The sequence below is a fragment of the Lentisphaera marina genome, from assembly GCF_028745505.1.
GTDB classification, from domain to species: Bacteria; Verrucomicrobiota; Lentisphaeria; order Lentisphaerales; family Lentisphaeraceae; genus Lentisphaera; species Lentisphaera marina.
In genome coordinates this window covers 1,728,782-1,752,728 of sequence record NZ_JAQZZL010000001.1, presented here as the reverse complement: position 1 = coordinate 1,752,728, position 23,947 = coordinate 1,728,782, and the positions used below count along the sequence as shown (strand labels likewise).

Sequence of the window (23,947 nt, the reverse complement as noted above, 5' to 3'; positions counted from 1 at the left end):
TTGAATACAAGCATGACTCATCACAGATGACTTTTGTCTCCCACTTTATTCCATCCACATCCCTTATACTAAGCCTTGAACTAAAATCTTTATCAGGCACCTAACTTGCTCAATTTTATTCTGTGTATATAATCACAACTAATCTCTGCTAATTAATAGCGCTAAAGTCCCGAACCACCGTTCATCAATGCCGCTAAGCACTTAAACCAAAGGAAGATAAATGTCTAAGTATTGCCAAAACATAAAAGTATCCAAATCGGGTGTTGAAAAAGAATGTAATCATTTAGCCCTTCCAAATCAAAACATCTGTGGCCGTTGTTTGAGTTTAGCAAAAAAAGAAGAAGCCAGAAAAAAGAAAAATAACTAAGGAATTGAATTGTGGGTTGGATACTAATTATCATTGCAATTGTCTTGCACCTCTTCACGTTAAAGAAACCTTCGGAGAAACACGACCCTAAAGCTTTTCAGAAACACGACGGGACTAAGTCTGTCATCGGTGGCATCTTTATGATTGGCCTCACCATTGTTTTTATTAAAGGTTGTTAGACCCGTTCTTATAGCCCCTATTGCGTTCCCTTCTCAAAGTTGTAAACTATTGAAACAATCATCGGCTTCGCTATTTAGAGGTACTTCAAATAAACAGATTTTTTGACATTCTTGGCTTTATAAGATCGATACCAAATACACAGAGGGTAAAGAATGGCTAAAAAGACTGCACTTATGATATATGTAGTGTATAAGCCAGAAACTTGATAAAGATCAAATAAATTTGCCACACCAACCAAGACTAAACGATGAACTAAATAGAAGAACATTGCCGTCTGACCTAAGACCAATAAAAGACCATTTTGCCGCGTTCCTATAAGTCGTTCTACACATATCATTAAGGCCATTAGCACCATCATTAAACCGAGTTCCAACAATGTGTAAGTCGCTGACGGTGGATATTTACTGACATGTAACCAATGCTGCCAGCTATTGTCTTCTCTCAATAAAAACATATTGCCGTAGCCGTTTAAGTAACGCAGAGCTCCGAAAGCCAACAAGGAAACTACACCTAAGGAAAGCAATAGTTTAACTGGTCCCACTGAGTTCTTCCCCTCTTTATGATCCAATAGATAACGACCAAAGACCCAACCCAAAATCATAATGGCCAACCAAGGCAACAAGGGATATTTAATAACTAAATTAGTCGACGTATAGCTAGAGAATAAAAAAGCATTAAAAATCGACTGGGCTCCTTCTCCTGGAGGGAAATAAACTCCATTGAGCAACTCACCAAAAGCAAACCAAGATAAAGCTAAGATTAGCAAAAGTTTACTTGAGAGGCGCCTTAAAAAGGCCATACACATCATTGCCAACCCAATGGCATAGAGTACCTGAAATAAAAACTTGCCTGCAAATAAGGAAATCAAGGTGGGGTCCAAGATAGCTATAAAAGCCCCTCGAATCAGTATATCTTTGTCAATCTGAGATAACTCTATGCCTTTAGCTACCTTACGCTCGATACTGAGAGCCATGGCAGTTCCTGCCAAGAATACAAATACAGGAGCACATAAATGGGCTAGCCAGCGAGTAAAAAATTCCAAACCTGGCAAATCTGAACCCGGAATATAAGAAATGGCAGAATCTGTAGCTAAATGGTCCTTATTGTAAACCATCGACACATGATCCACCAACATTAGGATCATAACAAAACCGCGCATCCAATCAATTGATGAAATTCGTTTAGAATTTGACATAAATTTATTCTACCTTTCTTAACTAATTAGCCCATCGACTAAATTATATTTTACGAGAGTCCATACGATTCAATCGTGAAAATAACGCCATAGGCAAGTCATGACTCAGACTCACTCTGATTTATTAGGATACTCATTTTATTGTTTGGCAAAACAAATACTTGCTAAGACCAAGCTAGTCAACTCATCGAATAACATCCTTTTGAATTAAACTACAATCGGCAAACAACAAACTGCTAATTCCGATCATTACTTTTATTGATATTGCTAAGTAAAAATTTAATTCTTCTGAAATTGAAAATCTTTGTAATTAGACGAAAAAGTACCCCCTGTAGCAAAATCCTTCAAAAACTCAAATTCTTCGATTGACGCAAGCCAAAACGACGTTATTCTCTATGCACCTAACGGAACGTAGCGCAGTCTGGTAGCGCATAAAACATATTTTTTAAACTGAAATAACCTACAAAAATCCTTTTTTGGGGGTATTTTGAGGGGTATGTATTGTTCTTTTTTATTGTCTCACATAATTTCTCATAAGTTTTTATTTTGACTCACAAGGGGTATTTTTAATGAAAGGTAGTTTGTATTTAAGAAATAATTTCTGGTACTACGAGTATCAGCCGACCACAGGTAAACGCATTAGAAAGTCGATGGGCACTACCAATAAACAGGAAGCTGAACAACTCGCTTTTGACCTCTATGGACATCTATGGCAAAAAGACAAAACTAAAGCTATTGCCCAAGGGATTGAGAAATTAGAAAAATCCCAAGAAGAAGAACTAAAACTTAACTATGCACTATCAGGACATCAATCATTATCCTTAGACAAGATCTTTGATGAATATGAAAGAGTTTTAAAAATCACATCTAAAGGAGGACGTCGTCATAAAAATGCGACCTCAGCTTTATCTCCTAGGACAATTAAAGACGTTAAGCGCAGGTTGAATAAGTTCCTAAACTTCCTTCAAGAGAAATACCCAAACGTTTCAAAAATGAATGAAATTTCTCCCTACCTTGTCAGAGAATATTTTAAAGATTTCAAAGGAGCAATGTCAACTTATAATAGACACCTCAGTGATCTTACGACTATTTTCAATCGATTGAAAATTGAAGGTGGTTTAAAAACTAACCCATTTAAATCTGTTCCCCTATTTTCTAAGCGCGAAATTTTAGATGAAACTGTTCACAAAGAACCTTTCACTAAAAATGAATTAATATTGATACGCGATAATGCCAAAGGTTGGATGCGTATAGCCTTTTATATTGGTTTCTACACGTCGCTTCGACTTTCTGATGTATTGACACTCAAATGGTCGCAAATTGATTTTGAGGGCTGTTTTGTCGATATGAGGGGTAAAGAAAATCGTACTAGAAAAAATTCTAAAGATGCTCTTTTCTATACGCCTGAATTAATCCCACATATTGAAGAATGGAGGCAGGAGTGTTTAGAACAAAAAGCTCTCGATGAAACTTACCTCTTTAATTTTGCTCCAAAGCTAATTAAACGAGATAATTCTGCTTATTGGGCAAGCTCAATCACTAAGTTTTTAAAAACAAGTGGCATAGAAATAAGTAATTCTGATGGGAAGACAGTAAAAAGTTTTCACAGCCTACGTAAATCATATGCTACACAACTCTCAGTAGCTGGTAAAAGTATTGATTCTATTGCTCGACACCTCACCGATTCAAACGAAGTTACTGAGCAGTACTATATCATGCTAAATAATGATGAAGAAAAGAGTGCCCTACTACGTTCTTATGTCCCAATTGATTTTGAGGGAAACTCTAAGGAAACGGAAACAAAAACTGTTTTTCAAATCATGAAGCTGATCAAAATGTTAAAACAGGATGAGAGTTTAAAAGAAATACAAAAATTTGTAGATGATCAACTATAGAAACGGTTTTATTTTTCCTGCAGTAGCACCTGCATCTTTTAAAAAGTCACGATGTAGTTTTATATATTCCTTTGGTTTTTGAAAATAACTCATCATTTTTTCTCTAAAAGTCAAAAATTCTTCTCTATGCTCTTTAAAGACCTCCTCTATAAGAGACTCCCAAAATTCAAAAACTTTAATATCACGACTATCTGGAGCTATCCCATAGACATGAGGAATTATTTGAGTTGGTAGTGCTTTGTCGCATCTAAAAATCCTGATTGATTCTTCATCATCTTGAACTCGCCAAAATATAGTCCGATAAGGGTTGCTTCCTATTTTTATCATTTTATAGATTATTTCTTTCAAAGCTTTTATATCATATGGATTTAGATGATCTTCCCCCTTTTCATTAGTCACAAAAGTTGTATAAGCACACTGTTTTCCTGTCCAAAGAAATGCTTCTGGTTTATCCAGACTCCTGTAAGGAAGTACTATATGAGTAACATCCTCGGAACTATTGACTAAATCTGAAAAATCACTTAACTCTACTTTTCCTAATAACTCCCTACGCTGATTTATCTCTGTAAAGGATTTTAGGAAATTATCAATATAAACCTTTTTTAATCCACTATTTTGTGATTGAGAGATTTTATCAATAAGTCTATGAGTTGATTCCCAACCATCACTTTGAGGTAAAAAAGGTTCAATATGGGTAAGAAGTTTGTTCCATTGGGTTCTATGTAAACCAGCTCCAGGAGTTAGCCACTTGTGAATGGCTGTGTTGCTTACTCCAAGAACTTTAGCGGCAGCTCTTTGTGAATAACCACTTGATTTGAGCCAATCTTCGATGGCTCTTGCATGTACTTCTGTGATTTTCATTTACTTCATAGTTTACTTGTTAAAAATAAAGTCTTATATACGCATTTTAATGTATAGCTATAATCTATCATGATATAACTCGAGTTTAATATTAATTCATCATCAATTAAACCGAAGAGTGATTTATTGCTTTCTCATTCTTTCTCACTTTATCTCATTTGTTAACTTTGTCAAGTTTAATGCTACTTTTTTTATTTTAATGGGTTGATTTCTCAAAATTCATATCTTAATATGATTAGCATAGCACCTGGTAAGTATGAAATTTTTATTGCCTTATCAAGTGTTCAAATCACAATATTCATTAATTAAAAAGGAGATTTATATGCAACGTTTAGCTGCATTAGAAACTGCTTCAGCTGTATTAGCTGAACACTTCAATGGCATGACTGCTGATGAACTTGAATCTAAAATCGAAAGTAAAAAAGAAAGATCATGTAGTGTAAAAGCATTTGCAAAACTCGCAGAGGCTTCACCCGCAACAGTTCATCGCTGGGTTGCTAATGGCATAATCAAGGCACATAAGAATGCCCTTGGTAAATATAGGATTATGGAATCTGAACTTCAGAAAATCTTATGAGAAAAAAAAGCCGTAGATGCTGTAACACCTACGGCCGATCAAGCTAAGCCAATAGCTTAAAACATCACACTACTAAATATAATGTTAGAGGAATGTACCATGAATATAGTGCATAATCAATACTGTTGTATTGATAATATTAAAATCTCCCTGCAATACTGTGTTCTAATCAACTCACCCCAAATGATAAATTCAGGGTGGGCTTCATGAGCGAAAACAACTCACAAAAAACTAGACCCTTCACTAAAGCAGACAATGCTGTTTTATACTCGAGATATTTAACTTTCGGAGAAAAATTCTTATACTTCTATGTAAAAAGTAAACCAAGAAATTGGAAGTTTAACTTAAAAAAAATCGCTCAACAAACTCATGAGTCTGTGGGAGCTATAACAAGTAGTTTTGATGGACTAAAAAGCCTAGGTCTTATTGCTAGGAAGCCAGTTAATAACACTCAATTCAATTATATCATCTACGAATATGATGACAAATCTATTGAACAGAGGTATGAAAATATAAAAAGAACTAAGATCAAAAACCCTAGAAAAAAAAGAGTCGAAATCGAAATTCCCAAACCTGAAAAAATCGAGCCTGAAAAATCCAAGGTTCAAAAAACCACAGACCATAATAATACTGAAAATCCTACCAATACTGAGTGTGAGAGTATAGACACACACACAGGTGACAGCATAAATTTTGAGCTGTTAGCTCGAGAGATTGAACTATCTCTGGATCCTAAACCAATCAACTCCAAAGACGATATTTTTATCTGGTCAGATTTTTTGAAAAGAAATAATTTTAGCGACCCCCAAATAATTCAGCAAGTAACAAATAAACTCAATGGCACAAGAGTAACCACCACTATTTTTACAAAAGTATACAAGCAAATTGTGTCGCCTCCTCGGAAAAAATCTAAAAAAGAAAAGACAAAAGCTACTCCTGAAGAAATACAGCAAATGATAGCTGAATCAAGAGCTGCATTATCAAATGAAGTGGGTAAAAAATGAAATCTAAATCACTTGAATCTCTACGTTCTGAACTACAAGCAAAGGAAAATAAATTAGAAGGCTTACTTTCTGAGGTGGAATCTAAAAAGAAAACAACCAATAAGCTTGAAAGCGATCTTCGAAGTAACCTGCGATACATTTTGGGTGGGCTAATACAAACAACTGAAATAGTCGATAAATATCCCGAACTCATTATGGATCTATATTACATGGCTGATACGAGCGATAAGATGAAATTCGTTAGCTTAGGGCTAGTCGAGGATGATATAAGCTTCTTAAGGCGATTAAATAAGGCTGAATGTAAAGAACTCGCTAAGCAGCTCGATATCTCAACTCAATTATCTGAAAGAGATTTACAATCTCTTGAAAAAATCAAAAACTTTTACAGGGATGGGGATATTGCTGTCAGGCGACAACTCTACGGATCTCCGGGAGAGATCAAAGTATTCATTGGTGAGAACCTTCCGATATACATAAGCGACGCCCTAGCTGTGGTACTTCGCGACCACTTTGGTTTCTTTCCATAAGCAGAGATTACATACAGGCAGGTAAGTCCAAGAAGCCCACTTAACCAATCTAACGATTGAGTGGTCAAAGGCTCTGCCTTTTGAAACCGTTATTTCGCCAAAACCTTCAACATAAATGGAGAAAAAAATGGCCGTATATCATCTCAGTATCAAAGCCCATTCACGTTCAGAAAATGCCAATGCTATTGCTTTGGCATCCTACCGCTCCGGACAGAAACTGAAATATTATACTGATGGCAAAACCAGAAATTGCCGCCGTGGTAATAAGTCAGATGTTTTATACATAGCTCTAATTAATAACAATGGCTATAACCGTGAACAATTATGGAACGCTAGTGAAGCTTCTGAGTCAAGAAAAAATGCTATTGTTGCTCGTGAAATTGAAGCAGGACTACCATACGAATTAAGTCAAAATGACCGAAACGATTTGGCTTACAAATTAGGGAAAGCAATTGCAGAAAAATATAACTGCGCTGTTGATCTCGCCGTCCACGCTCCTGATTTTTCTGGAGATGAGCGTAATCACCATGTTCATATACTTTTCACTTCCAGAGCATGGGAAGAGGATGGAAAGAATTTTCAAAAGAAGAAATACAGAGATCTCAACAAGGGTCATACTGAGGTAAAAGGTTGGAGGTTATTTTGGGAACAACTTGTTAATACAGCCTATAAACACGCAGACCTAGACATATCGGTGAGTTCAAAAAGCTGTAAAGACCAAAATATAGTTCCTCAATATGCAAGGTTGGGATACCGAAAGTATGTGGCCCTAAGGAGCAATGGAGATTTGGATAATTACAAGATCGACTCTCATAACGAACAGGAAATTAAACATCAGGAATTAATCATTTTTGATTTAAATCAAGAAATAAAAAGAATACAAAATAGAATTAATCAGGAGACTAATAATGTTCGGGAAGAAAGAAAAAGAATGGAATCAAGAACTAAAAAACCTGGAATCAAAACTAAGCACACTAATCAACAGGAAATTCAACGAGGTCAAGGATCAACTGGATCAGCAAGAGAAAACGATAAACAAGCTCAAAAGAGAAAACTCAGCGCAGGAGTTCCAATTATACAACTTAGTGGAGCTGTTAACAGAACACAGTGCGTATATAAACATCATACAACCAATCCTTACAGAGAAGTTCCTCAACGAATTGAAGAGGAAAATTCAGGATCAAAAATCACTTCAGCAGAGAATTCAATTGATAGAAGGGAGTCACGAAGACTTCAGGAGGAGTTTCAGAGAGACCTGGAAAAGTTTGAGCAATCACGAAGAAATTTTACTAAAGATTCAAGAAACCTTAGAACCGCAGAGCACATGCGTCGAAGAAGTCTCATCACAAATACATATTTTAGAAAAATTACCCAATTTTCTAACGGAATTAAATCTTTCTTTCTTGGAGTTACAAGAAACAGTCGAATTCAACACAAAAAGAATCGACCAAATAACTGGACAAACTTAATTTCAAGTAAAAACACAGTGATATTTCAACAGTTCATTCAATCATTTAGAGAGATTGAAGGGACTATTGTTTCTTATATCAAAAAGAACTTAGCACCAGTACAAACAGTCGAAATAGAACCTTTAAAACTCAACGTTCACACTTACGAAGATGCAGAGGAAATAGATGTGACACCTATCAAACGAACAACCTCACCCCTGAAAACTAAAGAAACGATTCGGAACATGCAGTTAACTCCTAAATTAGAAAACCAAGAACCTCTATCGAGAAGGATGTAAATAAATATGTTACTTTTTATTGTCGAGATCGAATATAATAAACCACTTGAACCATATTTAGACACTCTTAACCAAAATTTTGATTATGCCGGAGAAAGCTACTCTGAAACAGAATTATTGTTGATTCAAAAACTTAACCGTCGAACAAAAAGTATTTCGGATGTAAATATTATTTTCTCTAAATTATTTTCCTTACTAGATGAAGAGAGTTGTATTGAAATTGATTCAAAATTTGAATATCTGAAATCTTCAGAAGAATATGATGATTTTTTTGATGACATAGGCTTTTGCATTGGTATTGAATACTTCCGTCCAATGGGTGATTTTATAGAGATAACAGCAATTTCATGGGATAAAATGAAAGAAAAGCATCCCTCATATTCTGAGTATGAGTCTTGGAATCATAATACGAGTCTTTTACAGGGCGAGTACTCATTCAAAATTGATTTTATTGCTTGGTCACAGTCTTCTGGAAAAAATGCTGGCATACATCTTTTTATTTCAGTTGATGGATTAAAATTGAAAACATTCATATACTTCAACCAAAAATCATATACCAAGCATTGGAATATAGACACCTTATATAAAGGTTTTTTTGGACCTAAAAAGTTTGAAGTAATACATCAATAACCTCTAAATTGAAAACCATTAATATTACCGAATAAAATAATATAATTTACACTTCTATAACTTCTGTGATAAGAATTGTGTTTGCTCCTGAATCCCCCGTCAGGTACATCCTTACTGCGTATAGCAGATCTGGTGTGTTACGGAATATTTCTGGTTTCTCAATTTTAAGGCTGATCCGCGACTTTAATTCAATGTTACTATCAATTACTACCCTTGAAACATTATCTACTAAGGTCGCATATCTTTTTGCCAATTCAGTCACTGGATTGAAAATAATTTTAATCTCCCCATCCTCACTTCCTCGACTTCTTAGCAATGCAAGAAGAAGTTCCAAATGCTTACAAAGAGTTGATACTTGATACTCCCGCTCACGCGCAACTGCATCTTCTTCCGATAGCCCTTTATCCACAAGTCGATGGATACGTTTTGGGGAAACCGGGGATGAGAGTTTTTTCAAATCTAATTCAAGTCGTATTGACAAATTCTTAGTCAATTTAACTAGTTGCTGTTTTGAAATTTTATGAACCAGTTTTTCCGATCTCCACAAAGCGATTGCTAATGCTTCAACAGCTAATGAACCAGCCAAATTGTTTAAATTTGAATAGTCAAGTAATTTAGCCAAAAGCTTTTCCTGCCAAGCTAATTCTGCTCTCCCAATAGAAAAGGCTATATTTCTATGACAGCCAACCTTACTACTCAGATTATCCGCTATTCCCAGAAGGCGACTTGAAACATACTTCGGTGCATCTTTATGTAGACAGCACAGAAAAAAGAAAAGCTCATCTTTGAGGCTTTTAGGTATATTTTCTGACTCTATTATTGAACTAATCTTTTGTGTAGCTTCGAAAATCGCATTTCTAAAACGATTAGGGACATCAGATTCTGAAAGTGAGTTGTCATGATTCCAGATTGTTAACACCGGAAACCGCAAACTATTCAAAGATTTTTCCAAGTATCCCGCATTCCTCTGAATAATTTCATCATGATTAATATTTTTTTTGCCCATTTCATAATCATGGAGCTCTGCGGCTATCTCATTGGGAAATTCATCATAAAATGAGATATTACTCCCAAAAGTTCTGTCCTGTTTTTTTATAATATTCAAATAAACTACTTGGCCCTCCTGCAATGAGTCGCAATGAATATTTTCCTTAAAAGCAGAAGCAGAACAGTAAATATCCTCACCATCAACATCAACGAAGCAATAGTAACCTCCTCTATCATTACTTGTGCCCCACTTAAAGGTACCAGCAACTCGCTCCTTCTTTAATCTATTAAGCCGTTTATTTACAATATTACTGATAACCTCATCTCTTAGTCTAGTTGAATCAAGAAGGATCAACTTGCTTTCAACCCAGTCTAGAAGATTAGAGGAACCCTTACCATCTTCTTTAAGAAAGTCCTGAAAATCAGCCCAGCTTTTACGGGCTGGAAAATCTGGGACCGGCAAGCTTTCAAGGTGTGGACTTGTACTCTTTGATGCGGAACGCCACTCAACTAGAATAGAGTTAAAACTTGCTTCAGCAGAATCTAAAGGAATGAATTGAAGTTCGTATGGATTGTTTGCTCCGTATGTATAGGTCATCTTCAGCTTGCAGGGCGTGGCCTTCTTTAAAGGGAGTGCTGGGGACTCCAGATATGCAACAAATTGCAACTCTTTATTTCCTTCTCCCTGCTGTAGAGGAAAACTGTAATATGTTTGTCCAGCGGGAAGAGTAAAAGACTCTTCAACTGGTATATTCACAGTTCTGCCACGTTGCGGTGTTACTCTAGCATCTTTTACAAGATATATATCTTTATTATATCCTTTGTCACTCTGTACTTTCATCGAAAGTTTAGGAAGATGATCACGCCAAAGGGGAATTTCATCAGCTTCCTCCTGCCACCTATTTAAAGTCTGGGAACCTTTTATCGCTGTCCATGACGAGCCCAGCCATTTATATTCTTTGTGCAAATCACCCTTCCTAATTGTATCCTTGAGTGGCAGCATAAATATATTGAAATTCTGACGCGGCCAGCTGATTGATCCCAGGTAATTATCGATAATTTTCTTTGATAATATATTAAGATCTAAATTCTGAGTCATAGTCTCCCGAATAGAACCCGGTAAGTGATACCAGTGACTATCTTTAACAAAAGATACTTCCCCAGAATCACTGACCAGACCATCGAAGCCGAACAAATGGAGCAGTTCTTCAGAAGTCTTGCAGCCATTACACTCAAGATTTAGGGACATGGCAGTATGAATGCCTCTGTTTGGCACAATAACCGTCGGATGTCTTTCCCAGCTCATGCCTTGTGTCTCAGGTAGTATTTCGTCGAGCTCTTTTTGGTATATTGCCTGAACTGGAGTTATTGAAATACCTCCGTCAAATGAATCAACCACCAGTACAAAATCATTTTCTCGGACTCTTTCCTGTACAAATTTTTTCGATGACTGCCATGCAAAGATAGCGGCGATGCTTTTGGGAAGCGGTGTCGACTCATCAAAATAAAAATTGACACTTTTTCTTATTCCCTCCAGATCGAAGTCATTGCCCCAATCAGGGACAAGATAGGTCAGCTTGTCTGCCTTGATATAGTCACTCAACTTTTTAATAAAGAACATCGATGCACTGCTTTTTGTGGCATCGGTCAGTGTTGAGCTATGTAAAAACAGACTCTTCATGCTGACCGTTTCAATATCATTACTTAAAACCATGGCTCTTGTTTCTCCACAATCAACCAGTTGCTTTGAACCATCTTTTGAAGTCCATATTTGCTGAAGCAACCTGAACGGTAGAAGCGCCTGAGAGCCTGTATTATTAGTGAAAGCAGGACGGATAGAACACAGGTCCACTACAGAACTATCCATCCGTATAGGACCACTTTTATTATTTGTCGGCGCAAAGTATTCAAACCGAGCTTCCATTACTAATGACAGTATCGACTTCGGTATCTCTTTGAGAGTTGCTGCCTCTATTTTTAATTTCTTTTTTGCTCCCTGTTTTTGCTCAATAACAAGATTCCCGGAAACCATCTGTAGTACATACTTATCCGCTTCAATTTGTATCTCCCATGTATCGCCCGACAAACTAAAGTTTACTGGGATAATACCTGCTGGAAGGCTTATATTGTCTGCGCATTCGCCCTGTCGGTTGCTGCCGATAAGAAAAGAAACTTCATCTCCAGCGGATAGTGCATTGATGTCTAATTCTCGGGACAAATTACTTTTATGAAAAAACAGATCGGCACCTTTTTCGGAAGTCAAGAAGCCGAATTTTTTCTCATAATTTATATTTTTAATCCTGCCTTTAGTTTTCGAGTCTACTGGAGAAAACAAATAGCACCGAATGGGTAATTCAGGAGAGATAGCAAAGTTATCATAATCGAGTTTGAGTGGTTGCTGAACCACTCTAAAGCGATCACTAGCGTTAAGCAAAGAAAGAGTACTCCAATAAAGAACGCTGAGAATATCTCTATCGACCCTTTCACAATCCCCTTTGATATGCTCGTCTATGGTTTGGAGCCAGAGCCAAGCATCCCAAACTTTTCGATAACGCTTATCCTGAAGAAGTGTGTTGTTAGGAGGTAGATTTTCCCAAACGCCAATTTCGGTAGCTTCCTCAGTTCTAAACCAACGCTGAAGGGAAATAAGCAATTCCTCGCATGTTTTTTCTGTCTCTACGGATAAAACATTCTGTCTTTCAATCAGAATTTGTTCCAAGCGGAAGAGAAAAGCTCTTAAAAGTTGATTTTCTGATGTATCAACACTAGATCTCCTCCTAACAGCCTTAATATAAGGTTTACTGGAAAGTTTCTCTCGAAGTGTTCTTCCTGGTTGACGGCTGATCCATTGAATACTCTTAATATCAATTTCTCTTGCCGCATGTATTGGTAGCATGGCATATTCTCGTAATATCTTATTCCGAGTCTGTTTCATAATCGCTAGAATAGCATCCTTCGTGTGCGTCACAATTCTATAGACACGATCCTTTACCTCATCCTCAGGTGATTCATTCTGCACTAACTTCCCTACTGTACCCAAAAAATCAATGATCCCCGTATGCAATGCATGTGCTGATACAGGATCAAAATTTGAGACATTCGTTAACCAGTTGCGCATTATCAGCACCAAAAGAGCTTGATCCTTTATTTCACCCTGACCGTTTAACGCCTTGTAAATAGACTCGATAGAATCAATAGCTCCGATGGATGGCACAACAGTCTGGACAGTAGCTTGCTGACATTGATGGTAATCAGACAACATGCGTTTCTGTTTGGCGGTTAGCTTATATTTCTGCGGTTCCGCCATCTATCAGTTCTCCGCATTTTCCTGACCGTTTACTGCATCATCTTTTAAGTAATTAGCACTATTCCAAATGAACTGGCCGTAACCAAACTCACAAGCTAAATCAAAATCATCGATTATTGTATAGTCATTATTTACCAACTGGGTGCGAATCTTATCAAGGCAATCAGATTTTGATTTACCTCTAGTTTCAATTCCACGTAGTTTAGGCATAACCTTCTGAACAAGCTGATCTTCAAAGGCAACTTTCATTGCTTTTTTAAGACGTTTATCATCGTTGCTTTTTTCTTCCTCCATTAATCTTTGAGCTTCCAATACATCCGGATAATTTGCCATATAGTATTCGATGGATTGCCATACCCTGTGCCCCAAAGCTCTGCCGACTTTGGATAACGATTTGTTCAATTCTTCTACAAATGATTTATAGGGGAAAATTTGATCATCAGTGAATTTACTTTCCTGGCAACACCAACTCTCCCATAATTGACGAGATAAAAGTGGTACGGCCGCACCTAATTTTTTCAACTTCTGGCGTCTTTCCAAAGTGCGTGGGCGAGGAAAATTAATCATAATTCCACGGTCTAGTACTTTATCAGAAAGAGATTTTGTCGTTTCATCCTGGTTCATAGTACCTACCCAAAGAACATTACGGTCGATTGGTAATTGATAATCATCGATTCCCGCACCTAATTTAATGTCGAGGAAAGGCAGTTCATCTTTCATTTCTCGACGCTGCTCAAGTTTACTCAAAAATTCTGCGAAATAGAGTTCGACGTGTGCGAGGTTCATCTCATCCATTAAGATTAAACTCATGGCATCTTTAAGACCATGAGGGCAGTCTTCAGTTTGGTTCTTTTGACTTTGTGCCAATAAGCGCAGAACTGGTTGGGCATCAAACTCATTAACAATGGAATTGAAGAATCCTAGCATTGACTCCTGGCTATCCCAGTTCGGTTGAACTGACAGGTTCAAAAAATTGATACCACCAAAATGAGAATATAGATTGGGTAATGCTGACTTACCTGTTCCGCTCACACCAGCTAGAACAGTTATAGGAGATAGTTCAGAGGTTTTTAGCGCAGTATGAAAGGCGTGTAATATTCTTCGTGGAAATTTCATCCCATGATCAAAACAAGATTTACTGATTCCATTTAGCCATTGAAGCTCACCTACTATATCCTTAGCACGTGGCAGTTCCTTTTGTATGTATGGAACTTCAATCTTTGCAAGGCGTTTCTCACGATCGGCCGCTTTTTCGTAATCAGTCTGCAAGCGCTTATTGTCTACCTGTAGTTGATTGCAGTGGGCTTCAAAATTGTCTCGTTCATCAGTAAGAATCCTGTTTTTTCCGTTTTAAAGTGTCATTTTCTGATTCCAGTTCACCTCTTTTAATACGAGTTTTATATAGATTTTCCCAATCCTCCCTATAACGGTCACGTTCTTGTTCAATGGCATCTCTTTCAGATTTGATGCGATCGAACTCTTCTTGTTTCACCAAAGGTCGGTTCGCAAGGTCGTCCTGAAGGCTTTTGATGGTCTCGACTTGCTTTGTTAATTCACTTTTCACTCTTTGTGGATCTTCTCCAAGGTCGTGTGCAAGTTTTTTATATGTGTTAAGTAAGTTTTGTAGTGTGATTGAATCTTCAATGTGTCTTTTAATTTCTTGATCTTTTTGTTCAATACTCTTGTGGAGCTGAACACGCTCTGACTCAAGTAAACGATCCACCTCAAGACTTAAATCGACCTCTCTTTCTTCAAGAGATTTTTTACGGGATTGGAGCCGCTGCTTTTGATACTCAATTTCCTCCTTGAGTTCATCAAGCTCTGCCTGATCCTTCAGAAAAGTCTTTCTTTTTTGTTCAAGCTCATCCTTTTGCTGTTTAATTACTGCATCATGAGCTTCCCGTCTATCAGCTATATCTTTTTCCAAACTTGATATTCTAGACTTCCTCTCTTCCGAAAGTTCTTTTTCAATAAAGGTTAAAGCCTGGGCTCGTTTTGACTCCAATTCCTTTTCCTGCTCTTTCCGAAGGTTTGTGAGCTCGTCATTAAATTTTGCCCGTTCATCTGCATAGCCCTTGTCCCTTTGGATTTCAGCCTTTTGAATCGCCAGCTCTCTCTGTCGCAATTTTTCCTTTTCGCCTTCTAGAGATTCCAGCTCACTTACGCACTGAGCTTCTCGCTGTTTTAATTGTTTTTTGAATGTTGCGAACTTTTCCTCAAAGAGTTGCGGAAAGCCATTTTTTGCCTGAAGCTCCATCTCTTCAAGCTCAACACGTTTGTCATTCAGTTCCGCTTCTTTTTTGGCTATCGCGTCTTTAGCGGCCTTTAATGCCTGTTCCTTTTGGGCAATAACCATTTCGTTTTGAGTCAGAGAGTCTTCCAACTCTTTCAGTTCCTGCTGATTATTCAAGAGGCCTTCCTCTGCGTTGATAACTGTTTCACCAGTCTTTTGTACTTGTTGATGGTCTGTAGCCTCTTGGACTTCTGTCGTGAGCTTATGCTCTCGATTATTATTTCGTCTATTTCTTCCCATTAGAAGACCTCCTTTATTATCTTGATTGTTTTGAATACATTGTTTTTCAAGGACTCCATGTCGTTCCGTGAAAGAACTGCGGAAAGCGTGTTTCCATCACCACGCTTGATCAATAAATCTGCTGTAAATCTAATAATGTGTGGGTCTGTCTGATAAAGACATTGAACCTCATAATCTGAAGCAACAAATATTAGACCTAGTAAATCAGCTCCAAGTGAAGCCCCATATCCACCTATAGATTTTTTGATAAAGCCACTTCTTACCGTTGAAAGGGATGCAGGAATTTCGTTGCGACTTTCGTAGAAACCGGTCTCAATGATTTTACTTAGAGCTATTTCTTTCACGTCTTCACTATTATTGATTCCTATAGTCCTTCGATCCCGTAATTTTTGTTGAATACTGGTTTGCACCGCTGCTGCAAGAGCCTTGAGGATTTCAATAGTCATCTGATCATCTGAAGGCTGAGCAAACATACATTCTATGCGAATGAGTTGTTCCTTAAGCACCTTTTCCATTTCGCAAACAAAAGTGAGCCCAAAAAAATCATCCAGTTGGGTTTCTGCTTTAAGGCGCTCCTGGTTAATATCTCTTTCAACATCATAACTTTGATTACTGTCTGACAGCTCCGAAGAGATGGCGGGCAAAAGCGTCATGATAATCCCTAGGGTACGGTTAACGTCGTCCTTGAGTTCCTCTGTATCCTTCTTGTAGTCAGAAATGTCACCGTGGGAAACGGGGTCGCGCAGTTTTTTAAGGGACTGAGCAAAACCCAAAAAGTCACTATAATTCTTCACTAAATCATGGACCGGATGAATTGGATATTTTGTTGCAGCTCCGGCAATAGCAATAGCCAATAAAGGTTGAAGCTTAACTTTTCCATATTGGATGTGCCGTATTGCCCCTGCCTTTACTTGGAGCAGTTGTTTGTTTTTGGGGGACAAAGAGAGGCCGATCTTTGTAGCAAAACCATGAAGCAACCTTTCATTGTTTTCATAATTCTGACCGGAGAATATTTGTTCCCATTCCGAAACAGGAAATTCAGCAACCATAATAGCTAATGCGTACTCAACTGAAGAGTAGAGTTTCGAACCGATCTGATGTCTGTTATAGATGTATTCTCTTTCTTCATGCTCGGTTTCTGGAGATTTATTTATTTTTTTCAATGCGGAATTGATACCATATTCAGGATCCATAAACAACTTAGTGATAGTGGGGTACCTCCACGAATAATCCTTCGAATAAGTAGCGTCTTTTTTCTCAGTGGAAATTCTGTTCACAACTCCTTTCTTCTTGATGTCTATGACCCACTTCCAGTCCTGAGACGTAAGATAATGGGCAAAGCTTTCAGAAAAACCAAAACCAAAACCATCCGACACCAATAGATCAGAATTCCCTACCTGGATAAGGACATTGCAATGCAAGTAAACCAGCTCCGAATTATCATGTAAAGATATGGCTTCAGCCATTGGCACTGGAGGAGAGTACTTATCGGCCACTTGGTTTAACAGGGCATACCGTTTATATTTTTTCTTAAACTCTCTGATAGCTCTGATGATATCGTTGGAGTCAGGGACTGCTTTCCAGAAAGAGTCTTTTGAAGGGCGTATCTGTCTTGCACTGACTCTCGACTTCTCATTGGTTGGGTTAATTAGAAAATCAATAAATCCGTTGTCACCAATCCTTGAGATTTTTTTATAGCTCAGCTGCTCCGTGCTGACATAGGGTAGAAGCTTGCCGGACAGCAGATCTACAAACACTGTGGCCACGGTGTATTCCAGATTTCCGTCTGATTTATTCTGCCACTCGTTCAAGAGCTCTTGACCGTACTCAGATAACTCATAGCGGTCATTCAAAAGAGCGAGTTGCTTGAGACGATTTTGAATGAAGGCCACTAAAGCAGTCTGCTTCTTTCCATCTTCATCAGTAATAACTTTACCTTCTTTGTCCCGATCAAAGAGGCAAGCAATATCGGCAATTTTGTAAGTATCACCGGATTCAATCTCCGTTATCTTTAAGATAGTTTCTTCAAACACATTGAGACCGCTTTTTTTCTTTTGCGGAATAGAGATATTGAAGGCGTGACATGGCCAAAGGACACTTTGTTTGGCGGCGATGTTCAATCCATCTAATGCTGTGCGGAAACTGATTACTTTAGGACGATGATCTCTTGGTTTCTCTTTCATAAAATCACCCCCTGTTCATCGCACAACTCATAGAATTTTTTTAGAGCCGGAACTGAATCCACAGCGATCTGACTATTTGCAAGGGCGCCATCTCCCACAATGGCTAAGACCTTCTTCTGGCGACTCATACTCACACATAGACGGTTTTCTGACATGAGGTGACCAAAAACGCCACGCTTTACTTTCTCATAATCTTCCTCTTGCTTAATCCAATTCTCTAGTCGTTCATTATCTTGAGACCTCACCATGGACAGAAAGACAATATCGAATTCCATGCCCTGGAAGGCATCAACCGTACCAATACGAAGTCTCTCTTCGCCATTTTCAAGGAAGCGGTATTCTTGACATATCTGCCATGTCCCATCCTGAGCCCGTTCCGTGACACCAAACGTTTGTAGAGCTTCATAAACAGCATACACCTGGGCCTTATAAAAACTTATTACACCAAAGCTAAGGACTTTACCTTCTTCAGAGCCAATCCATTTGTTCACGTGCTCTGCTATAACCTGAGCCTCTACATCTCGTTTTCGACTTCCACTTTCGAGACGGTGCTCTCTACCCTTGTTATTCTGAATATCTATCCAAACTGCAGCTTTATTTTCAATCCCTGTTAATTTCTGATTGAAGTATTCCTCATCAAGGGGAGAGATGTAGCTTTCGCCATACTTGTCATAGAAATTATCACTGGCAAAATCTCCCAACAGCTGGTGTGTTCGGTATTGAGCATCCAGAGTTACAACCCTACCACGCGTATATCCTTGTTCCTGGTCAAGTTTCAAAAGACGAGATTTCAAATAGGAAAACATGCTCTCCCGAACATAGTCTGACTCTATTTTGCCCTTATCTCCAAGTTTCTCTTCAACAGTTCTCACTATATCTTCATTGACTATATGAGGTAACTGCCGGTGATCTCCGACAAGAATTATTCTTTTTTCTGCCTGAGACATTGGGATAAGCAGATCTCTCGGGCTGGTTCTAGCAGCCTCATCTATGATCACCGTATCGTACTTAATCAATTCCGTTCGCTGATCATATCGAACATTTTTATTCTTTGAGCGGATGATGTCTTTCCCAACTGCCTGTTGAGTGGTTGCAGCATAAACAAAGTTGTAGTCCTCTATGGCTTCACGAACACCATCACGGTTGTCATCAAGCTCATGTAAAAACTCAGCCAAAGTTGCATCCCGTTTATTAGTTAAATTGAGTTTTTCCTCCAGAAGCTGAGATACCGTTGCAACTAATCTCAAAACATCCTCTCTTGGTTTTTCTGTCCTGAAATCAGGTGCCGGCAGATATTTATAGAGTAGCAATTCTTTCAGCTTTCTGAGTTCTGAAAGAAAATTCAGTGGCTTACCACTGCGCCAACGGGCCGCCTTTTCAAGAAAACTTAAATCAAGAGTTGCAGATTCGTCTTCAATTTTATCCAGTAAATCTCTAGCTCTTGCAGTACCATCATCAGCAAAGGCGACTTCACTGACACGCAGAGCTCTAACAAGGCGTAAGGTTGAAGGATCAGTCGACTTCAGTTCCGTTTGCAGAGAATTAATAATTTCTTCAGACTCACTAATAATATCCTCAGAAATCACGTCTCTTGGTAAATCCAAAATACGCTTCATTAAACTGACTGTGTTATTTTGCGAGGGACACAATGAATATGTGATAAACATCTCTGCCAGTCTTACCTGATCTTCAGTCTGAGCAATTTGAGGATTTTTGTTTCTAATATTCTCAGCGACACTGGAACACCATTTTTTTATTTTTTCAGTGACGGCATCTTCCGTAAATTCCGAATCAGCAGACCTTCTACCGAACTTAATTGCTGGAAGTGCATTAACACTCAACCTCGCAACAATATTCTCAACGGCATCATGCTGAAAACCGGAAACAAGTATCTGACCTTTTACCGACTTGGTTTTGTCATATTCCTTATTTAACCTTTCAAGAATAGCTGTAACAACAGTTGTTTTCCCTGTTCCCGGTGGCCCTTGAATAAGAGCTATATCCGGAGTGTTTAAGGCGACATCGATAGCCTCTATCTGTTTAGGAGTTGGATCATGATTGAAAATTTTCTTTCTCACAAAAGACGTCAAAGGCTTTAGTTTGGTGACGCGCTGTATGTCCGGAAGCGTTCCGCCTTCCTCAATCAGCAGGCCGAGAAGCGGGTTAGCGCAGCGTCCTTCCAGAATGGCTGACCGTGCCCGCATTCGTCTTTCAATCTGAATTTTGTCTCCATTTATGGACAGAATCAAAAACATTGGACCAGATGGGATTGACGGCAGATCCAATTCGATGCTGGTTTTTGAAAGTTTAAGGATCGGGGCATAAACAGAAGCTGGCATTTCAGCTTCGTTCTTCTTCTGATCCTTTTTGGATGTAAACTCTTCTTCCAGAGCTTTGCTGTAGGTTTCCCATGTAAGATCAGGGTTCTGGAGATATAAAGGCTCCTCGGAGGTGATCTCTATCTCATCACCTTCGGTAAGCTGATCCGGGATTGACGGCACAAAGAACTTCACTCCTTTTGATGTCTGCTCTGTGCCATGAAAATCTATTCGACCAACAGCTTTGGCCCTTGCCAGTAGCATTTCACCTTCAATTGCACCGTACTCGTCCCACTGTTTCAGGTAACTCCCGGCCTCCTTTGTAAGCTGACTCATCGCTCCTGCAGCTAAAGCACGAATGCGACCTGTCTTGGTATAGTCAGAAAACTGGACAGCACCCCTTGCCAGACGCAATGATCCTTCACTCTTCTGGCTATCCTTAAAAACCGCTTTGGTCGCAAAATAGATGTCCTTAAATTTATCGACATTACGCCTTTCAACAGGAATACGAACCCTCTCACCATAGATAGAGAATTCCTGGTATTTCTCCTGCACAACGGCCCCCGACTCAGGCGAGTCTTCACCCTCGGAACTATCCGCTTCAAAGTCAGCCTTGGCGGATGGGCCACTCATAAGAAGAAAGAAATCTTCACCGCCAACGCTGATTTTACATTTATCGTTTAATACGCTCCCTAGCTCTTCAGTTCCATTGAATCGAATGCCATTTCTTTTAGCCGTTGATTCTATGCGCTCATCAATACCAACTTCCACCTCGCCAATCTCGACGATTCCACCATTGAAAAAGGTGACCTTTACAAGCGCACTGCCGTCCTTGGCAACCTGAATTACCTCGGCAAGATGAGCACAACCTCTTTTAAGATGAAAATTTAGATCCTTACCGGCCGAGGGGCTACGAAGTAGTATATTCCATTGCTGGCCATCGATTCTTAACCTATATGCTTGTCCAATACTGTGGGGTGTGATATACCCTATACCTATGTTTAAACTCTCCTCGGATAGCTCCGGTTTCATCCATAGTTCAAAGGTGATTTCAGCATTTATATCTTTCAGTCTCATTTGTCACCTCCGCTGATCATGCATTTAACCAAGCGCGGACTATTCAAATCTGCAAATACCCAGAACTGAACATCTGTAGTTGCCCGGTCTATTTTCATTTGTGAATAAAGCTTCTGAAAACCACTTTGCAGCTGACAGTCAGCCCCAATTGACAAATCAGCTTTGCCATGTTCTGATTTTTTAATCAGAATATCATCCTTACTCGAAGAGATAAGCACTTCTGCTGTATCCGAATCAAGTATTGCAAACTCATCAAAAACTCGCCTGGGTATAGTGAGTTCGGAGTCCTGAGTTATCTCGCGTACATACCGCCAGGATGACGATTGTAAGGGCTTGTCAGCCCCATTCCATCGGTAAGACTCAAGGATGAGCACCTGCGGTCTCTGCGTTTTACAGTAAGGGCAATTGTGATCCTCTGTTTCCGGGTGAATGAAATCAAAGTAATAGCTCATCTCACAACCTGGGCACTTGACGGTCATATCTGCTGCCTGGGCGAGAGCTTCAGGCCAATGATAGATAGTCGGCCGTAACCATGGTGATGTTCTTCCCGGACCAAATGTAGCTTGAAAAAGTTTATCTAATTGCGATGTGAGAGTTAGAGCGCCTCGGAGACCACCATTTTCTCTATGATTTGAATCATCTTTTTGATCTTCAATCCATGGTAATCTCCCTAAATATGCCTGGCTTTCAAGGTTTTCATTTTCATCTACGCTTACAGCCCAATCATCACCATTGAGAACTATATCGCCAATAAATGGGTGGAGGTTTGTTAAAATGATATATGCAAGAACTGCAAACGCATGGCAATCCCCCTGTGTCGATGCACCTGCTTTTCCTTGAGCGATTTCAGGAGCTCCAAATCGAGGAAAATATATCCTCAAGCCACCATTGGATGTTTCAAAGCGAAGATTATCAGCATCGATTAGCCAGACCTCAGACATATCAATATCTTTTAAAACAAATTCATTATTTGGATTTATATCTCCATAGACAATTCCACGACCATGAATTTGACTGAGGATGCACGAGCATTTGTATAAGGCATTAAGTCTCTTGCGGAGCCCCCCCGAATAGAGATAATGTGTAATCTCTTGGGCATACCTTTGATCACAACCGTCTAGCCATTCGGGGATCTTGTATGATTCTATCAGTTCCCTTTTTTGTTCACCAAAAAGAAATGAACTAAATGGAACCATATCACTCATGACTTGCATTACATAACCGGGGGCATCCTTCAATACCACCAATGGAGTTGCTATTTTCACTCCATCTAAAGGGAAAATCCTTAGCCTCTTAAAACTGCTCTGCAATTTCTCAATTTGATCTTTATCTTCAATCAATTGACCATCATTGGCCGATAACTTTATCGCTAAATCCGGATCTTTTGTTCTAAAAACGACTCCTTGGCCGCCATCTCCAAGTTTCTCCCCACTTAGGTGCTCATTTAAGTATTGATCCGTATATTTGGGCTTAATATCGTATTTCATATATTCACTCTTTTCTTACACAGACAGGCAATCGTCTTATCATCAGAATGCCCCGGAACTGGCCATGCCTTGAGCCAGCGTTTAAGATCCTTCATTCTTTCCGCCGACTTCAGATCTGCATAAGAGGAGTAAAGCTCCTGAGCAAAACTCATTTGCTTTTCAGGTAATAGATCATCGGATATACCGTCTGTGCATAACACAACTGCATTACATGCCGCGCTTTCTATCGTCTCGATTTCCCACTGCTCGGGCTTAAACTCCTGCTGAAGGCTGTTTGTAAAATTTGAGAAGGAATCCTGTTTGTTATCACTCAGGATAAGGTAGCTTCCGTCAGTTTCTCCAAGTGCTGCAATCATCCCATCACCAAGGCGACCTAAAGTTATCATGTTTTCGATTTGTATGCAGAAAAGACAAGTAGCCGAACAATCTGAGGACGAATACGGCGCTATTTTCACAAGCCAATTTGCATGAATCATCCTTAAAATATCAGTAATATTGGCATCTGGGGTATTCTGGTAACTTTTAGCAGCCTCAAACACAGCAAGACAAGCAGCTTTTGAACCGTGATCTGAATGTTTCTTGCTGCCCAGCCCGTCCGATACAACAACAACATTTCCCCATTTATATCTGCGTGCCATCCAAGAGTCTTGGTTGGCAACCCCGCTTTTTACATGTAGGGGACCGATTACTGAGGCACCCCAGCTACTCCAGAGTTGATCAAGCATCCCAATCCTCCTCTGATTCTTCTGTTTCAGATGGTGCGGATTGTAGGATTTGGGATATGGATACTGGCGCATCTAAGGGTTCATCGGAAGCAAAACTTATATCGTCAATCGCTGATGTGATATTCTCAGAAAGGTAAACCGTATGGTTAGAGGAAATTTTTTTCAATTTCAACAGGTCTGCATCAGCTCCAACTGCAACAGTCCGGATGAGTAGATCAGTAAACATACTCAATTGTTTTTGAAAGTTTACGATGTCTGAATTGGCAAAATTGCCGTCAGATAGAATTAGAACCATCGATCTCCCCGTATCATTCAGATGCTGGGAAAGAAAATCCGAGAGAACACAC

At 39.0% G+C, this 23,947-nt stretch carries 16 protein-coding genes and 1 pseudogene; 8 read left to right on the top strand and 9 right to left on the bottom strand.

The window, feature by feature from the left end:
- The first annotated feature begins 220 nt into the window (after nucleotides 1–220).
- Together PQO01_RS07160 and PQO01_RS07155 are read left to right on the top strand one after the other, a co-directional pair.
- Entirely contained in the window at nucleotides 221–367 is a 147-nt protein-coding gene (locus PQO01_RS07160) for a hypothetical protein (protein WP_274313345.1), read from the top strand.
- 11 nt (nucleotides 368–378) lie between these two features.
- Nucleotides 379–546, top strand: a complete 168-nt coding sequence (locus tag PQO01_RS07155) for a hypothetical protein (RefSeq protein ID WP_274313344.1) — start codon at nucleotides 379–381, stop codon at nucleotides 544–546.
- A gap of 74 nt (nucleotides 547–620) precedes the next feature.
- Here PQO01_RS07155 and PQO01_RS07150 read toward each other — a convergent pair whose 3' ends face one another.
- Complete coding sequence (locus tag PQO01_RS07150) at nucleotides 621–1,742, bottom strand: acetyltransferase domain-containing protein (protein ID WP_274313343.1); 1,122 nt, start codon at nucleotides 1,740–1,742, stop codon at nucleotides 621–623.
- Nucleotides 1,743–2,311: 569 nt separating this feature from the next.
- On the opposite strand from PQO01_RS07150, the gene PQO01_RS07145 reads away from it, so the two are divergent.
- On the top strand, nucleotides 2,312–3,637 hold the full coding sequence (locus PQO01_RS07145; RefSeq protein ID WP_274313342.1) for a tyrosine-type recombinase/integrase: 1,326 nt from the start codon (nucleotides 2,312–2,314) through the stop codon (nucleotides 3,635–3,637).
- Here the strand turns inward: PQO01_RS07145 and PQO01_RS07140 are convergent.
- A complete protein-coding gene (locus tag PQO01_RS07140; RefSeq protein ID WP_274313341.1) occupies nucleotides 3,632–4,498 on the bottom strand; it encodes a hypothetical protein in 867 nt (288 codons plus the stop codon). The genes PQO01_RS07145 and PQO01_RS07140 overlap by 6 nt on opposite strands.
- Before the next feature lie 322 nt (nucleotides 4,499–4,820).
- On the opposite strand from PQO01_RS07140, the gene PQO01_RS07135 reads away from it, so the two are divergent.
- From PQO01_RS07135 to PQO01_RS07115, 5 genes are all read left to right on the top strand, one after another.
- A complete protein-coding gene (locus PQO01_RS07135; protein WP_274313340.1) occupies nucleotides 4,821–5,075 on the top strand; it encodes a helix-turn-helix domain-containing protein in 255 nt (84 codons plus the stop codon).
- Between the two features lie 206 nt (nucleotides 5,076–5,281).
- A complete protein-coding gene (locus PQO01_RS07130) occupies nucleotides 5,282–6,079 on the top strand; it encodes a hypothetical protein (RefSeq protein ID WP_274313339.1) in 798 nt (265 codons plus the stop codon).
- On the top strand, nucleotides 6,076–6,606 hold the full coding sequence (locus tag PQO01_RS07125) for a hypothetical protein (protein WP_274313338.1): 531 nt from the start codon (nucleotides 6,076–6,078) through the stop codon (nucleotides 6,604–6,606). The genes PQO01_RS07130 and PQO01_RS07125 overlap by 4 nt, the downstream gene beginning before the upstream one ends.
- 127 nt (nucleotides 6,607–6,733) lie before the next feature.
- A complete protein-coding gene (locus PQO01_RS07120; protein WP_274313337.1) occupies nucleotides 6,734–8,353 on the top strand; it encodes a MobA/MobL family protein in 1,620 nt (539 codons plus the stop codon).
- A gap of 6 nt (nucleotides 8,354–8,359) precedes the next feature.
- Nucleotides 8,360–8,983 (top strand): hypothetical protein, encoded by a 624-nt coding sequence (locus tag PQO01_RS07115; RefSeq protein ID WP_274313336.1) that lies wholly within the window; start codon nucleotides 8,360–8,362, stop codon nucleotides 8,981–8,983.
- 46 nt (nucleotides 8,984–9,029) lie between these two features.
- Here PQO01_RS07115 and PQO01_RS07110 read toward each other — a convergent pair whose 3' ends face one another.
- The 7 genes and pseudogenes from PQO01_RS07110 to PQO01_RS07075 form a co-directional block, all read right to left on the bottom strand.
- Nucleotides 9,030–13,277: a DUF2357 domain-containing protein gene (locus PQO01_RS07110; RefSeq protein ID WP_274313335.1), complete on the bottom strand. Its 4,248-nt coding sequence runs from the start codon at nucleotides 13,275–13,277 to the stop codon at nucleotides 9,030–9,032.
- A gap of 3 nt (nucleotides 13,278–13,280) precedes the next feature.
- Nucleotides 13,281–15,810: pseudogene (locus PQO01_RS21705) on the bottom strand (McrB family protein).
- Entirely contained in the window at nucleotides 15,810–17,993 is a 2,184-nt protein-coding gene (locus tag PQO01_RS07095; protein WP_274313332.1) for a hypothetical protein, read from the bottom strand. The pseudogene PQO01_RS21705 and the gene PQO01_RS07095 overlap by 1 nt, the downstream one beginning before the upstream one ends.
- Nucleotides 17,990–21,388 carry a DEAD/DEAH box helicase gene (locus PQO01_RS07090; protein ID WP_274313331.1) on the bottom strand — a complete coding sequence of 1,133 codons (3,399 nt, stop codon included), beginning with the start codon at nucleotides 21,386–21,388 and terminating at the stop codon, nucleotides 17,990–17,992. Before PQO01_RS07090 ends, PQO01_RS07095 begins: the two co-directional genes overlap by 4 nt.
- Nucleotides 21,385–22,875, bottom strand: coding sequence for a protein kinase family protein (locus PQO01_RS07085; protein WP_274313330.1), 1,491 nt, complete (start codon nucleotides 22,873–22,875; stop codon nucleotides 21,385–21,387). Before PQO01_RS07085 ends, PQO01_RS07090 begins: the two co-directional genes overlap by 4 nt.
- A complete protein-coding gene (locus PQO01_RS07080) occupies nucleotides 22,872–23,600 on the bottom strand; it encodes a PP2C family serine/threonine-protein phosphatase (RefSeq protein ID WP_274313329.1) in 729 nt (242 codons plus the stop codon). Before PQO01_RS07080 ends, PQO01_RS07085 begins: the two co-directional genes overlap by 4 nt.
- On the bottom strand, nucleotides 23,593–23,895 hold the full coding sequence (locus PQO01_RS07075) for a hypothetical protein (RefSeq protein ID WP_274313328.1): 303 nt from the start codon (nucleotides 23,893–23,895) through the stop codon (nucleotides 23,593–23,595). Before PQO01_RS07075 ends, PQO01_RS07080 begins: the two co-directional genes overlap by 8 nt.
- Nucleotides 23,896–23,947 lie beyond the last annotated feature (52 nt).